The 14636-nt window shown below is 74.6% G+C and carries 14 protein-coding genes; 6 read left to right on the top strand and 8 right to left on the bottom strand.

Annotation, left to right across the window (positions count from 1 at the left end; translation table 11 throughout):
- Positions 1-20 precede the first annotated feature (20 nt).
- From ABD284_RS03005 to ABD284_RS02980, 6 genes are all read right to left on the bottom strand, one after another.
- A complete protein-coding gene (locus ABD284_RS03005; RefSeq protein ID WP_344140779.1) occupies positions 21-1085 on the bottom strand; it encodes a BMP family lipoprotein in 1065 nt (354 codons plus the stop codon).
- 291 nt (positions 1086-1376) lie between these two features.
- Positions 1377-2123, bottom strand: coding sequence for an alpha/beta fold hydrolase (locus tag ABD284_RS03000; RefSeq protein ID WP_344140689.1), 747 nt, complete (start codon positions 2121-2123; stop codon positions 1377-1379).
- Positions 2124-2211: 88 nt separating this feature from the next.
- Entirely contained in the window at positions 2212-2604 is a 393-nt protein-coding gene (locus tag ABD284_RS02995; RefSeq protein WP_344140686.1) for a biotin/lipoyl-containing protein, read from the bottom strand.
- A gap of 14 nt (positions 2605-2618) precedes the next feature.
- On the bottom strand, positions 2619-3587 hold the full coding sequence (locus ABD284_RS02990) for an alpha-ketoacid dehydrogenase subunit beta (RefSeq protein ID WP_386699328.1): 969 nt from the start codon (positions 3585-3587) through the stop codon (positions 2619-2621).
- Between the two features lie 59 nt (positions 3588-3646).
- Positions 3647-4681, bottom strand: coding sequence for a thiamine pyrophosphate-dependent dehydrogenase E1 component subunit alpha (locus ABD284_RS02985; RefSeq protein WP_344140682.1), 1035 nt, complete (start codon positions 4679-4681; stop codon positions 3647-3649).
- Between the two features lie 232 nt (positions 4682-4913).
- On the bottom strand, positions 4914-5273 hold the full coding sequence (locus tag ABD284_RS02980; protein ID WP_344140680.1) for a hypothetical protein: 360 nt from the start codon (positions 5271-5273) through the stop codon (positions 4914-4916).
- Between the two features lie 200 nt (positions 5274-5473).
- On the opposite strand from ABD284_RS02980, the gene ABD284_RS02975 reads away from it, so the two are divergent.
- Entirely contained in the window at positions 5474-6052 is a 579-nt protein-coding gene (locus ABD284_RS02975) for an Lrp/AsnC family transcriptional regulator (RefSeq protein WP_344140678.1), read from the top strand.
- A gap of 344 nt (positions 6053-6396) precedes the next feature.
- Here the strand turns inward: ABD284_RS02975 and ABD284_RS02970 are convergent, their stop codons facing one another.
- Positions 6397-6969, bottom strand: a complete 573-nt coding sequence (locus ABD284_RS02970; protein WP_344140676.1) for a hypothetical protein — start codon at positions 6967-6969, stop codon at positions 6397-6399.
- A 98-nt stretch (positions 6970-7067) separates the two neighbouring features.
- Positions 7068-9041 (bottom strand): acyl-CoA dehydrogenase family protein, encoded by a 1974-nt coding sequence (locus ABD284_RS02965; protein ID WP_344140674.1) that lies wholly within the window; start codon positions 9039-9041, stop codon positions 7068-7070.
- Positions 9042-9330: 289 nt separating this feature from the next.
- Between ABD284_RS02965 and ABD284_RS02960 the strand changes: the two genes are divergently transcribed.
- From ABD284_RS02960 to egtD, 5 genes are all read left to right on the top strand, one after another.
- Positions 9331-9825, top strand: a complete 495-nt coding sequence (locus ABD284_RS02960) for a hypothetical protein (RefSeq protein WP_344140672.1) — start codon at positions 9331-9333, stop codon at positions 9823-9825.
- 157 nt (positions 9826-9982) lie between these two features.
- Positions 9983-11188, top strand: coding sequence for an ergothioneine biosynthesis glutamate--cysteine ligase EgtA (gene egtA, locus ABD284_RS02955; protein ID WP_344140669.1), 1206 nt, complete (start codon positions 9983-9985; stop codon positions 11186-11188).
- Between the two features lie 92 nt (positions 11189-11280).
- The gene (gene egtB / locus ABD284_RS02950) at positions 11281-12645 is read left to right on the top strand and encodes an ergothioneine biosynthesis protein EgtB (RefSeq protein WP_344140667.1); all 1365 of its coding nucleotides are present in this window, start codon (positions 11281-11283) and stop codon (positions 12643-12645) included.
- Positions 12646-12685: 40 nt separating this feature from the next.
- Positions 12686-13429, top strand: coding sequence for an ergothioneine biosynthesis protein EgtC (egtC, locus tag ABD284_RS02945; protein ID WP_344140665.1), 744 nt, complete (start codon positions 12686-12688; stop codon positions 13427-13429).
- Positions 13430-13442: 13 nt separating this feature from the next.
- Positions 13443-14405: an L-histidine N(alpha)-methyltransferase gene (gene egtD / locus ABD284_RS02940; protein ID WP_344140662.1), complete on the top strand. Its 963-nt coding sequence runs from the start codon at positions 13443-13445 to the stop codon at positions 14403-14405.
- Positions 14406-14636 lie beyond the last annotated feature (231 nt).

Below are 14636 nucleotides of genomic sequence, written 5' to 3'. Positions count from 1 at the left end.
CCGGCCGCGTGGCCCGACGGCTAGGGCTTGGTCGGAACCTCGATCTCGCCGTCGATGATCTGCTGCTTCAGCTCGTCCAGGCGGTCCTCGATGTCGGAGATCGCCTCCTCGTTGGACTTCGAGTAGCCCACACCGCCGCTGGCCAGGTCGAAGCGCTGGATGCCCGTCTGCACCTCGCCGTCCTGCACCGACTTCACGAAGTCGAAGACCGCGGTGTCCACGCGCTTCATCGCCGAGGTGAGCACGTACTGCTTCTGGTCCTCGGGCGCGCTCTTGTACTGGTCGCTGTCGACGCCGATGAACAGCTTCTCCGCGTCGGCCACGGCCTCCAGGACACCGTTGCCCGAGGCGCCCGCGGCGTGGTAGATCACATCGGCGCCCTTGTCGAGCTGGCCCTGCGCGGTGCTGCGCCCCGTCGCGGGGTCGGAGAAGCCGCTCATGTCCGGCGGCTGGGTGAGGTAGGCCGTCTCGATCTCGATGTCGGGGTTGATCTTCTTCGCCCCGGCCACGTAGCCGGCCTCGAACTTGTGGATCAGCGGGGTCTCGACGCCGCCGACGAAGCCGATGTGGTCCTCCTCGGACTTCAGCGCGGCCGCCGCGCCGGCCAGGTACGACGCCTCCTCCTCGGTGAAGACGAGGCTGGTGACGTTCTCCTGGTCGGTGATCTCGGAGTCCACGATGGCGAAGTGGACGTCGGAGTAGGCCTCCTCGCTGGCCACGTTGATCATCGGCTGGGTGTAGGCGAAGCCCACCCCGATGACCACGTCGAAGCCCTGGTCGGCCATGTTCTTGAGGCGCTCTTCCTTGTCCACGTCCGACTCGCCCTCGCTGGGCTCGAAGTCCTGGACGTTCTCGGAGCTGATACCCAGCTCCTCCTCGACGCGCTGGAGCCCGCGGTAGGCGGAGTCGTTGAACGACTTGTCGCCCCGGCCGCCGACGTCGTAGGCGAGGCCGACGCGGATCTCGTCGCCGCCTCCTCCTCCGCCGTCGCCCTCGGAGCCCCCGCTGTTCGGGTTGTCACAGGCCGTCAAGGCCAGGGTCAGCACGCCGGCCGCGGTGGCGGCGGCGAGCTTGGCGGCTCGCATGTTCACTCTTCACTCCCCTTCAGCCCTGAAGCGGCCCACGCTTGTGGGTGGGCTCGCCGGGTACTGCTGCCGGACGATATACGTTCCGTGAAAAGCGACCAATCACCAGAGAACGGTTGTTATGAAGGCGAGAGCGGAGCGAAACGGACGTTACCGATTCGCAGTTCCGCCGTTGGTCCCCACCCGTCTCGCCAGGCCCGGCGGCCGGTGCGCAACGGCAATTCTCGCCCACGTCCGAAGGCGCCGTTCGGTAGCGGAGGGTGACGGCGCGTCGGTGTGCGCGGCGCCGCGTCAGCTCTGGGACAGCGCGTCCGCCTCCGCGGTGAGGAACTCGGCCGCGGCCCGCTTCAGCGACCGGGCGGCGACGGCCGTGCGGTGGTCGCGCCCCGGGGCCCGCAGCACCGCGCCGCCCACCCCGCGGGCGAGGTCCTCCACGCCGTCGGCCAGCTCGTCGCGCTCGCCGGCCATCAGCAGCATCGGCGTCCCCTCCGGTGCGGGCTCGGCGCGGAAGGGGTGGGCCGCCTGCCCCCGCGCGCACGCCGCCAGCGCCGCGGGGTCGCCTCCGGGGAGCGCGGCGGCGGAGCGGAAGACCCGCCCGAACGGCGAGTCGTCGCCCTCCAGATTTTCCAGGTCGGTGCCGGCGAACGCGTCGCGGGGACCGAACCCGGCCAGCACCGCGCGGCGCACACGGTGCGGGTGGGCCAGTGCCAGCTCCCAGGCCAGACGCGCGCCCAGCGAGTAGCCCACCACGTCGGCGCGCTCGATCGCCAGCGCGTCGAGCACCGCGGCGAGGTCGCCGACGAAGGCCGCGGGCGTGTACTCCCGGGAGTCGTGCGGCTTGCCGCTGGCGCCGTGTCCCCGCAGGTCGCAGCCGAAGACCGGCAGGTCCGCGAGCGCCCGGGTCCAGCCGGTGCGCTCCCAGTTCAGCTCGTAGTCCGAGCCGAACCCGTGGACGAGCAGCACCGGCACCCCCGCGGCCGCGGGGTCGGGCGCGGTGTGGCTCAGCGGCACCGGGGCCGGGAGCGTGTAGCGGGTCATCGGCGGTCCCCTCGCATCCGGGGCGGCGCCCCGGCGCGTCGCGCACGCCCGGCGCCGGGGGCCCTTCTCTCGGTCGGCAGCAGCGGGCTCACCGGTCGCGCTCGCCCCGGTCGTCGGCCTCGTCCTGCTCGTCCTGCCCATCCCGGTCCTCTTCGGGCAGGCGGAGCCGGACGCGGCGGCGCGGCGCCTCCCCACCGGGGACGGTGCCCACGATCCCCGCCGCTTCCTGCGCCGCGACCTCGAAGGTGACCAGGGGCGCGCCCACCGCGACCGCGTCCCCCTCCTCGGCGTGCAACCGGGCGACCACGCCGGTGTGCGGCGACGGGATCTCGGCCGCGGACTTGTCGGTCTCGACCTCCACCAGCGGCCCGTTGCGCTCGACCCGCTCGCCCGGGCGCACCAGCCACTCCAGCACCGTCGCCTCGACCAGGCCCTCGCCCAGGTCGGGCAGGTGGAACGTCGTCTCGTTCGGCTGCGTCATCTGCGGTGGGCCTCCTAGGCGCCGAGCGTCCGCTGCACAGCGGACAGGATGCGGTCGACGGTGGGCAGGTACTGCGGCTCCAGCGGGCCCGCGGGGTAGGGCACGTCGAACCCCGCCACCCGCTGCACCGGAGCGGCGAGCCGCGAGAACGCCCCCTCCGTTATCAGCGCGCTGACCTCGCCGCCGAGCCCGGCGGTCAGCGGCGCCTCGTGCACGACGACGGCGCGCCGGGTGCGCCGCACCGACTCGGCCAGGCCGGCGGAGTCGAGCGGCTTGAGCCAGCGCAGGTCCAGCACCTCCAGCTGCACGCCGTCCTCGGCCGCGAACTCGGCCGCCTGAAGGCAGCGGTGGACCATCGCGCCCCAGGCCACCAGGGTGGCGTGGCGGCCGCGGCGCACCACGCGGCTCGCTCCCACGGGCAGGTCGCCGGCCGGCGCGGCGCCGTCGGGGGAGTCGACGCGGTCCCAGTAGCGCGCCTTGGGCTCCATGAAGACCACCGGGTCGTCGGAGCGCACCGACTGCAGCAGCAGGCGGTAGGCGTCGGCGGCGTCGGAGGGGGCGGCGACCTTCAGTCCCGGCACGTGGGCGAAGACGGCCTCCAGACTCTCGCCGTGGTGCTCGGGCGCCTGGATGCCGCCGAAGCTGGGCACCCGCACCGTGACGGGCATCGGGGCCGCGCCGCGCGAGCGGTAGTTCATCCGGGCGATCTGGTTGACGATCTGGTCCAGGGCCGGATACGCGAACCCGTCGAACTGCAGCTCGGGAACCGGGCGCCAGCCGTTCATCGCCAGGCCCACCGCCATCCCGGCGATGGCCGCCTCCGACAGCGGAGTGTCGAAGACGCGGTGCTCGCCGTGGCGCCGCTGCAGGCCGTCGGTGACCCGGAAGACGCCGCCCAGCCGGCCCACGTCCTCGCCGAAGACCAGGGTTGCCGGGTCCTCGGCCAGGGCCTCGTCCAGCGCGCGGTTCAGCGCCTCGCGCATGGTGGCCGGCGGTGCGGGCGCCTCTGCGGCGCCGCCGGCCGTGCCGGTCGCAGTCGGGCTCATCCGACCTCCTCCTGCCAGACCCGCCGCTGGCGGGCGAGTTCCTCGGTGGGTTCGCGGAAGACATGGGTGAACAGGTCCGAACCGGGCGGCTCGGGCGCGGCGCTGACACCGTCGCGGATTCGCTCGGCCTCGGCGCGGCACTCGGCCTCGGCGCGCTCGAAGAACGCGGCGTCGGCGTGCCCGGCCGCCTCCAGCGCGGCGCGCGCCCGCGGCAGCGGGTCCCGCTCGGCCCAGGCGCGCTCCTCGGCGGGGTCGCGGTAGCGCGAGGTGTCGTCGGAGGTGGAGTGCGGCGCGGCGCGGTAGGTCAGCGCCTCGACCAGGCTCGGCCCGCCCCCCGAGCGGGCGCGCGCCAGCGCCTCGCCGACGGCGGTGTAGACGGCCGCGGCGTCATCGCCGTCGACGGCGGTGCCGGGCATCCCGTATCCGGCGGCGCGCGCGGCCACCGACCCGCCCGCCACCTGGCCCTCGTTGGGCACCGACAGCGCCCAGCCGTTGTTCTGGCAGACGAACACCACCGGCGCGCTGAGCACACCGGCCAGGTTCATCGCCTCGTGCACGTCGCCCTCGGAGCTGGCGCCGTCGCCGAAATAGGACACGGCGCAGCCGGTGCGCCCGGCGAGCTTCTCGCCAAGGGCCCAGCCCACCGCGTGCGGCACCGGCCCGCCGACCACGGCGTTGACCGGTGCGAACCGCGACGCGATGGGGTCGTAGAGCCCGCCGTGCCACAGGGCCCGGTGGCTGGCCATGTAGCCGACCATATCCACGCCCAGCGTCAGCGCGACGGCCATCTCGCGGTAGGTGGGGAACGCGAAGTCGCGCTCGCGGTCCATGGCGGCGGCGCTGCCGACCTGGGCGGCCTCCTGGCCGCGCAGGGAGACGTAGGCGGGGAACACGCCCTGGCGCTGCAGCGCCACGGCCTCGGCGTCCAGCAGCCGCGCGGTGAGCATCGTGCGGTACAGGCGGCGCGACAGCTCGGCGGACAGCGGGGGGTCCGGTTCCTCCTGTGGTTCCGGCTGCTCACCGGTCGGCATTGCGGAGCCTCCCTCTGCTGCGTGCGGTAGGCGGTCGGGCCGCCCGGCGGTGACGATCTCGATTGTGCGCCGGATATCGACACCTGCGCTAGAGATGGGCGAAAAGTGCATACAGCAGAGGACGAGATTGGCAATCTGATCCGCAATCGTCTAATTCACGTGGTCATGGGAGGTCGCTGCCGATACACGGTGCGCGGGTGCCGGCGGGCCTCCGCGGTGCGGGCCGGGGCCCTCAGAGGTCCGGGAGCGGGTCGGGCGGCAGCGACGCCGCGCCCTGGAGCTCGGCGTCGCAGGCGTTGATCACCGAGACGTACTCGTCGTCGACCTCGAAGGTGTGGCCGCCGAAGTGGAAGGTGGGGATCAGGTGGGTCTCGACCGGGCCGATGCGCACGTTACGCGGGAAGACGCCCCAGATGCTCTTGGGGCGGGTGCGGCTCAGCAGCCGGTTCACGAGCACGGTGACGGCCGCGTCGGTCACGGCGAACACGAAGAAGCTGGACTCGTTCCACGAGGCGGGGAAGATGTAGCGGATCTCGACTCGGGCCGGCAGGAAGCCCCGCGCACGTTCGCGGACGTCGGGGGAGATGGGCATGGCGCCTCCTTGCGGTCACCGCACGCGTACGCCGCGCGTCCTGGCAACATGTTAGATCGGCCGCCTCTGCCCATGGGGTGCCGATTCCGCGGCGCGGGTGGCCAAAGGCCGCCCGCGCTCTCGATAATTGACCGGAATGACCAAATGCCGATGGTCGCCCGCCCGGCCGTCGCTCAAGGCGAACCCCCAGGAGTCAGGGAATGGCCGACGGCCAGCAGCAGGACCACGGGCGCGCGCGGCAGACCGCGGAATCCGAACGCCGAAAGCCCCTCCGGCCCGCACCGGCGGGCGAGGAGGCCGATCGGAGCCGGCGGCGCGACGCGCGGCTGCCCGACGCCACCGATGAGATCATCATCGGGGCGCTCGCCGACGACGCGCGGACCGGCATCACCGAGATCGCGGCCATGGCCAACGTGTCCCGCGCGACCGCCTACAACCGCATCAAGCGGCTCACCGACGACGGCGTCATCCGGGGCTACTCCGTGGTGGCCGACCACGCCCGGATGGGGCTGGGCGTCACCGCCCTGGTGCTCATCTCGGGCAGCCAGCCCGACTGGCGGGCCAACCGCGAGGTGCTCTCCTCCTACCCCGAGATCGAGTACTGCTGGTACGTCGTGGGCTCGGCCGACATCGTGCTGCTGGTGCGGGTGGCCGACACCAACCAGCTGCGCGACCTGATCCTCACCCGGCTGCAGGCCCTGCCGGGCGTCACCGCCACCCAGACCCTCACGGTCATCGACGAGGTGGTGCACCGCCCGGTGGTCAAGCCCGCCGAGTGAGGGCTGCCCGACGGCTCTCGTAGGCCCCAAGCGTGCGCTTTGCCCAGCGGGCCGCCGGGCGCCGCATACGGTCGGCGGCCGGAACACCCCGGCTGCCGGAATCCGTCTGCCCCGGATGGCGGGAAGTCCCTTCCCGGTGCCCGGTAGCGCGCGGGAGCGCTACGGCGGTGCCGACGCCGGTGGTGAGGTGGCCACACACCGCCCCGCGGTGTGTGGCCACGGGGGCACACGTCCCCGGAACCGGTCGTCCCCAGGCGGCCGCGGCCCCGTCGCTGTGCGGACAGGACCGCGGCGTGTGCGGCGTTCTGCGCCGGAGGGAGGGGCCGGCGGCCGGGGGCATCCGGCTACATCGGGGGGCCCACGGGCGCCGGTGCCGGGACCAGCAGATAGGCCACCACCGAGCCGACGGCGAACAGCAGCCCGATGAGCACGGCCGCGCCCGCGGCCCAGCGCACCCACGGGCGGCTGCCCTCGTTGGCCAGCCCCGCGCCGACGAGGCCGAGCGCCACGCCGATCAGCGCCACCACGGCGTCTCCGAGGATGGTTCCGGAGACGGCCGAGACCTGGTCCTGGGCGGTCACGCTGGACAGCATCTGCACCAGCCGGGGCCCCACCAGCGCGCCCCCGACGGCGAGCACCGCCGCGAGGGAGAACGTCTCGGCTCCCAGAAGGCCGCCCCCGGGAGCCGGCCGCGCGGTCGCTGCATAGTCGTCGGGCCCGGCGAGCTCCTCGTCCTCGGCCTCGTCGGTGTCGTCGGCGATGAAGGGGTCGAACCGGTCGCCCTCCTCGGGCGGAGCCGCCGCGGCGGCCCCGCCGTGCTCCCGGGCGTCCTCGCCGGCCTCGGAAGCCGGCTCGGCCTCGCGGTCAGTGGGTTCCGGCCCGCTGGGCCGGTCGTCGCTGCTCGATGGCGTGTTCATTGCCGCCAACCTACTGGCGCTGTGCCGCCTTCCGAACGCGGCGCACCGGCGTCCCGGCTGCGCGGCCGGCTCCGCGGGAGCGGCGCGGGCGCCGCGGTTCAGCGGCCCGGGGCCGCGCCCCGCCCCTGCCGGCGGCGCTCCTCGGCACCCAGCGCGATGGGCGCCGCCAGCCACTCGTCGGGCATGCCGAACGCGTCGACCAGCGCCTCGGCGTGCGGGCGCAGCCGCGCGCACAACCGGTTCACCTCCTGGGTCACCGACTTGGCGCGGGTCGCGGTCAACCGCTCGTGCTCCAGGAACCAGGCGCGGTCCTCCTCCACCGCCGACAGCACGAACAGATCGCACACCCGGTCGAGGAGGTCCCGCGCCTCGGCGTCGCCGCAGCGGTCGATCGCGGCGACGAACGCCTCCAGCACGACGCGCTCCATGTGCGCCCGCGCAGCCGCCAGCACGTGGTCCTGGGCCTCGTTGAACACCTCGAAGGCGTCGGCGCCTGAGGAGCCCGCCCGGCGCAGCCGCCGCGCGAGCCCGTCGAGGACGTGCTTCTCCCGGTCCTCGAACAGGCCGAGCTGCCAGCCGCGGTCGTAGAGGTCGGAGGTGTCGCCGCGGCCCGGCGCTGCGCTGACCAGCCGTTCGATCAGCGAGCGCGCGGCGGTGCGCTCGATCACCGCGCCGAGGAACTGCCCGGCGGCGAAGCGCGCCATGCCCAGTGGGTCCAGGTCTCCGAACTCCTGGCGGTAGTCGGTCAGCAGGCCCTTGGCCACCAGCTGCAGCAGGACGGTGTTGTCGCCCTCGAAGGTGGTGAAGACGTCGGTGTCGGCCTTGAGCTGGGGAAGCCGGTTCTCCTGCAGGTAGCCGGCGCCGCCGCAGGCCTCCCGGCAGGTCTGGATCGTGCGGGTGGCGTGCCAGGTGGCCAGCGCCTTGATCCCGGCGGCGCGCGCCTCCAGCTCGCGCTGGCCGCGCTCGTCGCGGGTGCGCTCGCCTTCGCCGCTGTGGCGCTCGTGCAGCGCCGTGACCAGCTCCTCCTGGGCGAAGTGCAGCGCGTAGGTCCGGGCCAGGGCCGGCAGCAGCCGGCGCTGGTGGGCGCGGTAGTCCAGCAGCACGACCTCCTCGCCGGTGCCGGGCCGGTCGAACTGGCGGCGGACTCCGGCGTACTTGACGGCGATGGCCAGCGCCGCCTTGGTGGCGCCGCCCGCGCCGCCGGCGACGCTGATGCGGCCGCGCACCAGGGTGCCGAGCATGGTGAAGAACCGGCGGTTGTCGCTGTCGATGGGGCTGGAGTAGGTGCCGTCGGGCGCGACGTCGCCGTAGCGGTTGAGCAGCGCCTCGCGGGGCACCCGCACCGAGTCGAACCACAGCCGGCCGTTGTCCACCCCGTTGAGGCCGGCCTTGGGTCCGCAGTCGGCGATGCGCACGCCCGGCATCGGGCTGCCGTCGGCGTCGCGGATCGGCACCAGCAGCGCGTGCACGCCGTGCTCGCCGCCCGGGGTGGCCAGCTGGGCGAAGACGACCGCCATGCGCCCGTCGCGGGCGGCGTTGCCGATGTAGTCCTTGCGGGCGGCGTCGTCGGGGGTGGTGACGACGAACTCCTCGGTCGCCGGGTCGTACGCCGCCCGGGTGCGCAGCCGCTGCACGTCGGAGCCGTGGCCGGTCTCGGTCATCGCGAAGCACCCGGGCAGCTCCAGCGAGATCACCCGCGGCAGGTAGGCGGCGTGGTGGCGGTCGGTGCCCAGCGCCTGGATCGCGCCGCCGAACAGGCCCCACTGCACGCCCACCTTGACCATCAGCGACAGGTCGCACACCAGCGACTCGAAGGCGACCACCGAGGCGCCCACGTCGTCCTCGCCGCCGTACTCGGTGGCGAACCCGTAGGCGGACATGTCGGTGGCGGCGATCTCCTTGAGCTGCTCGAACACGCGCTCGCGGTGCTCCTCCGCACCCAGGCCCGCGACGGGGCGGAACCGCTCCCCGCGCAGGTGCTCGCGCGCGAGCTCGCGGACGCGGCGCCAGCGGCCGTCCAGCAGCGTGCGCAGCTCCGGCGGGTAGGCGGGGCGGACGTCGGCTTCGGTCATGGGTTCCCCCTTCAGCGGCCGGGCCGGACCGTGCCGGACCCGCTCGGGCCTCATGCACCGTCGTACCACTCCGCGCCGCCGCGCGCCGGGGTGCGGCGGGCGGCGGCGGCCGGAAGACGGCGGCCACGGCGGCGTATGCAGCGAAATCCGGTGGAATGTCCAGCGAGTGTCGTACAACCCGCTTCCCGGGGGAAGGCTGAAACCGACGTGCAGTGTCCCGGGCCGCTCGGGAGCGGGGCCGACGGCGCGGCGCACCGGTCACGGGCGGCGGTGGACGGGAGGACGGCGGATGAGACCCGACCAGCGGCCGGAGGTGGCGGCGGCCGGCCCCTCGCACATCGAGGCGATCGTCGAGCTCGCGCACCGGCGGCGCACCGACTACCGCGACCACGCCCCCGGCTTCTGGGACCCCGCACCCGACGCGCGCGAACGCCACCGCGCCCGTGTGAGCAGGATCGTCGCCGACCACAGCAGCGGGCTCGCCCTGGTGGCCGGGCGCGGGCCCGCGGTCAGCGGGTGCCTGCTGGCGGTGCTGGGCCCGGCCCCCGACGTCTACGCTCCCGGCGGGCACCTCGCCTACATCGACGACTTCTGGGTCGCCGACCCCGCCGACTGGTGGGGCTCGGGCTCGGCGCTGCTGGAGCAGGCCCGCCCCCGGCTGAGCGCGCTGGGCGCGGTGCGCATGGTCGTCGAGGCCGGCGGCCACGACTCGCCCAAGCAGGCGTTCCTGTGGCGCTCGGGACTGGCGCTGGCCTCCGAGAGCTACCAGGCCCCCCTGGGCTGACCTGCGGCCCGCACCCGCCCGCCCCGGCTCACCGGCCGTTCGCGCCGGCGTCGACTGCGGTTTGCGCGGACTTCGGCCGCGCCTCGGGCCGGCGATGTTGCAAACGGGTGCACCCGGGGCAGAGATAGTGCTACGTCCGCTACACGGAGGATGAGTCGTGGCTTACCTCACCGAGAACGACGTGCAGGACTACATCAACGGCATCTGCTTCAAGACCGGACCTCCCGGCCGCGTGGGCGCCGAGACGGAATGGCTGGTGCGCGACCCGCTGCGCCCCCGCGAGCCCGTCCCACTCGGCCGCCTCTCGGCCCTCGTCGCCGAGATCGGACCGCTTCCCGGAAACAGCACCGTCACCTTCGAACCCGGAGGGCAGCTCGAGCTCAGCTCGCCGCCCCTTTCCGGCCCCGGGGCCGCCCACGCCGCCCTGGCGCGAGACCTCGACCTCATCCGCGACCGCCTGCACGCCGCCGGCCTGGTCCTCGACGGGAACGGCCTCGACCCGCGGCGCCCACCGGTCCGCCAGCTCACGCTCCCGCGCTACGCCGCGATGGCGGACTACTTCCACTCCGCCGGTTGCTCCACCGGACCGCTGATGATGTGCAGCACCGCCTCGCTCCAGGTATGCCTGGACATCGGCGCCGACACCGCCGACGCCGCCAACCGCTGGCGCCTGGCCAACCGGCTGGGCCCGCTCTTCGTCGCCGCCTTCGCCAACTCGCCCATCCACCGGGGGCGCAGCACCGGTTGGCGCTCCACGCGCTGGGCCATCTGGGACGCCATCGATCCCACCCGCACCCGGCCGGTCGCCTGCGGCGACCCCGTCACCGCCTGGACCGGCTACGCGCTGCGCGCCCGGCTGATGACCATTCGCGACGACGCGCTGCCCTGGGTGGTCGACCCCGGGATCGCCTTCGGCGAGTGGATCGCCGAAGGCAGGCCGCGCCCGCCCACCCGCGACGACCTCGTCTACCACCTCAGCACCCTGTTCCCGCCGGTGCGGCCGCGGGGATGGCTGGAGCTGCGGATGATCGACGCGCTGCCCGAGCGCTGGTGGCCGGTACCCATCGCGGTCGCGGCGGCCCTGCTGGACGACCCGGCCGCGGCGCAGACCGCCGCCGAAGCCGTCGACCGGCTCTGCCGCGGCGCCGACCCGGACCGCCCGCTGTGGGCCCGCGCCGCACGCGCCGCACTGACCGACCCCGCCCTGGCCGAATGCGCGCGCACCTGCTTCGGCGCCGCCGCCGGGGCGCTGGGCCGCATGGACTCCGCCGAGCTGGCCGGCGTCGTCGACGACTACCGCGAGCACTTCGTCGAGCGCGGGCGCTGCCCCGCCGACCTGCAACGCCTGGACGTGGCGGCCTAGCCCGCCGCCCCATCCGGCCCTGCGCCGCATCCCGCACCGCGCCCCGCGCACCCGGGCGCGTCCGCACGCGCGAGCGAGGAGAGAGACACGCCATGACCGAACACGCCACGGGCGAGCGCGCCGCCGCCGAGAACCTGCGCGCGCGCATCGCCGCCGAACTCGACACCGGCCGGGCGCGCAGCGTCGGCCTGACCCTGGAGTCCCTCGACGAGACCGAGCTCCTCGCCCAGCACTCGCCCCTGATGTCCCCGCTGGTGTGGGACCTCGCCCACGTCGGCAACTACGAGGAGCAGTGGCTGCTGCGCACCGCCGCGGGCGGCGAGGCGCTGCGCCCCGACATCGACGTCCTCTACGACGCCTTCGAGAACCCGCGCGCCGAACGCGTCGGCCTGCCGCTGCTCTCGCCGCGCGAGGCCGAGGACTACAACGCCCGCGTCCGCGACCGGGTGCTGGACTCCCTGGACAGGGCCGCCTTCGACGCCGGGACCCCGCTGCTCGACGGCGGGTTCGTCTACCACATGGTCATCCAGCACGAGCACCAGCACGACGAGACGATGCTCGCCACCCACCAGCTGCGCCGCGGCGACCCGGTGCTGGCCGACCCGCCCGCACCGCCGCCGCCGGGCGCGTTCGCCGGCCCCGACGAGGTGCTGGTCGAGGCGGGCCCCTTCACCATGGGCACCACCGCCGACCCGTGGGCCTACGACAACGAGCGCCCCGCCCACACCGTCGAGGTGCCCGCGTTCTGGATCGACACCCGGGCCGTCACCAACGCCCGGTACCTGGAGTTCGTCGCCGACGGCGGTTACGACGACCCCCGCTGGTGGAGCCCGCGCGGCTGGGACTGGCGCACCGCATCGGGCAAGCGCGGTCCCGCCTTCTGGGCCGACGACGGCGCCGGCGGCGTGCTGCGGCGGCGCCTGGGCCGGGTCGAGCCGCTGCCCATGGACGAACCCGTCCAGCACGTGTCCTTCCACGAGGCCGAGGCCTACGCCCGCTGGGCCGGAAAGCGGCTGCCCACCGAGGCCGAGTGGGAGAAGGCGGCCCGCTACGACCCCGCGACCAAGCAGAGCCTGCGCTTCCCCTGGGGCTCCGCCGAGCCCGGCGAAGCGCACGCCAACCTGGGCCAGCGCCTGCTGCGGCCCGCGGCCGCCGGGACCTACCCGGCTGGCGCAGCCCCCAGCGGCGCGCTGCAGATGCTCGGCGACGTCTGGGAGTGGACCTCCTCGGACTTCCACGGCTACCCGGGGTTCGCGGCGTTCCCCTACCGGGAGTACTCCGAGGTGTTCTTCGGCGGCGACTACAAGGTGCTGCGCGGCGGCTCCTGGGCCACCCACTCCACAGCGGTGCGGGCCACCTTCCGCAACTGGGACCACCCCATACGCCGGCAGATCTTCAGCGGGTTCCGCTGCGCACGCGACGCCGAAGGCGCCGACGGGGCCGGGGGCCGGCGGTGAGCCGGGCCGCGGCGGGCGCGGTGCGGGAGGCGGTGCGCTGATGTGCCGCCACGTGGCCTACCTCGGTGCGCCCCGCACCCTGCACGACCTGCTCTACGCCGCCCCCTACTCGCTGCACACCCAGTCCTACGCGCCGCGCGAGCAGCGCCACGGCACCGTCAACGCCGACGGCTTCGGCGCGGGCTGGTACGACGGGCGGCGGTCCGAACCGCTGCGCTACCGCCGCGCCATGCCGATCTGGGCCGACTCCTCCTTCGCCGACGCCGCCCGCGCGATCACCGCGACCTGCGCGGTCGCGGCGGTGCGCGACGCCACCCCCGGCTTCGGCACCGACGAGTCCTGCGCCCAGCCGTTCCGCGCGGACGCCTGGCTGTTCTCGCACAACGGCGCGGCCAAGGACGACGAGACACTGGCCGCGCGCCTGGGGACGCCCGCGCCGCCGGGCGCCCTCGACGCCCGCACGCCGGTCGACTCCGCGCCGCTGTTCGCCGCCGCGCTGCGGCTGTGGCGCTCGGGCGCCGGCCTGGGCGAGGCCCTGGCCCGGGTCGCCGCCGAAGCCCGCGCCTGCTCGCCCGGCCGCTACAACCTGCTCGCCTCCGACGGCTCCCGCCTGGCCGCCACCGCCGACGGCGACACGCTCTACGCCCGCAGCGGGCCGCACGGTGTGTGGCTGGCGTCCGAACCGCTCGACGACGACCCCGCCTGGCAGGCGGTACCCGACGGCTGCCTGGTCACCGCCGACCGGGACGGCCTGCACATCGGCCCGCTCTCCGCGGCCACCTGAGGACGGAGTGCCCATGCTGCGCATCGACCGCCACCTGACCGACGACGACCTGGCCAAGGCGCTGCGCAGCGACGTGGTGGAGGGACTGGCGTCCCGCCCCAAGTCGCTGCCGCCCAAGTGGTTCTACGACGAGCGCGGGAGCGAGCTGTTCGAAGAGATCACCCGCCTGGAGGAGTACTACCCGACGCGCGCCGAGCGGCGGATCCTGCGCGAGCGCGCCCCGGAGATCGCGGCCGCCGCCGGGGCCGACACGCTCGTGGAGCTGGGCGCGGGGTCGGGGGAGAAGACCCGGCTGCTGCTGGACGCCCTCGGCGGCGCGGGGACGCTGCGCCGGTTCGTGCCCGTCGACGTCAGCGGCGGCTTCCTGAGCGAGGCGGCCGCGGCCATCGGCGACGCCTACCCCGGGCTGGAGGTGCACGCGGTCGTCGCCGACTTCGAGCGCCACCTGCACCTGCTGCCCGGCGGGGGGCGGCGGCTGGTGGCCGTGCTCGGCTCGACGCTGGGCAACCAGCCGCCCGCCGAACGGGTCTCCTTCCTGAGCGACCTGCACAGCGGCTGCACCGAGGGCGACAGCCTCCTGCTGGGCGTGGACCTGGTCAAGGACCCCCGGCGCCTGGTCGCCGCCTACGACGACGCGCGCGGGGTCACCGCCGAGTTCAACCGCAACGTGCTGGCTGTGCTCGACCGCGAGCTCGGCGCGGAGTTCGACCCCCGGGCCTTCGACCACGTCGCCGTCTGGGACGCCGAGGCCGAGTGGGTCGAGATGCGGCTGCGTTCCCGCGCCGCTCAGCGGGTGCCGGTCGCGGCGCTCGACCTCACCGCGGAGTTCGCCGCCGGCGAGGAGATGCGCACCGAGATCTCCGCGAAGTTCCGCCGCGAGGGGGTCGCCGGCGAGCTCGCGGCCGCCGGGTTCTCGCTCGACGCCTGGTGGACCGATCCCGAGGGGGACTTCGCGGTGCTGCTGGCGCGGCCCTGAGCCCGCCGCGCACGCGGCTCGGGCTTCGCCGCGGGCCCTGCGCCGGCCGCCGCCGCACCCGTTCGGCCGGGGCGCGGCGGCGGCCGGAAGACGGCGGCCACGGCGGCGTATGCAGCGAAATCCGGTGGAATGTCCAGCGAGTGTCGTACAACCCGCTTCCCGGGGGAAGGCTGAAACCGACGTGCAGTGTCCCGCGCCGTCGGCCCCGCTCCCGAGCGGCCCGGGACACTG

This window comes from Streptomonospora arabica (assembly GCF_039531585.1).
GTDB lineage: Bacteria > Actinomycetota > Actinomycetes > Streptosporangiales > Streptosporangiaceae > Streptomonospora > Streptomonospora halophila.
This window is presented reverse-complemented; position numbering and strand designations above follow the sequence as displayed.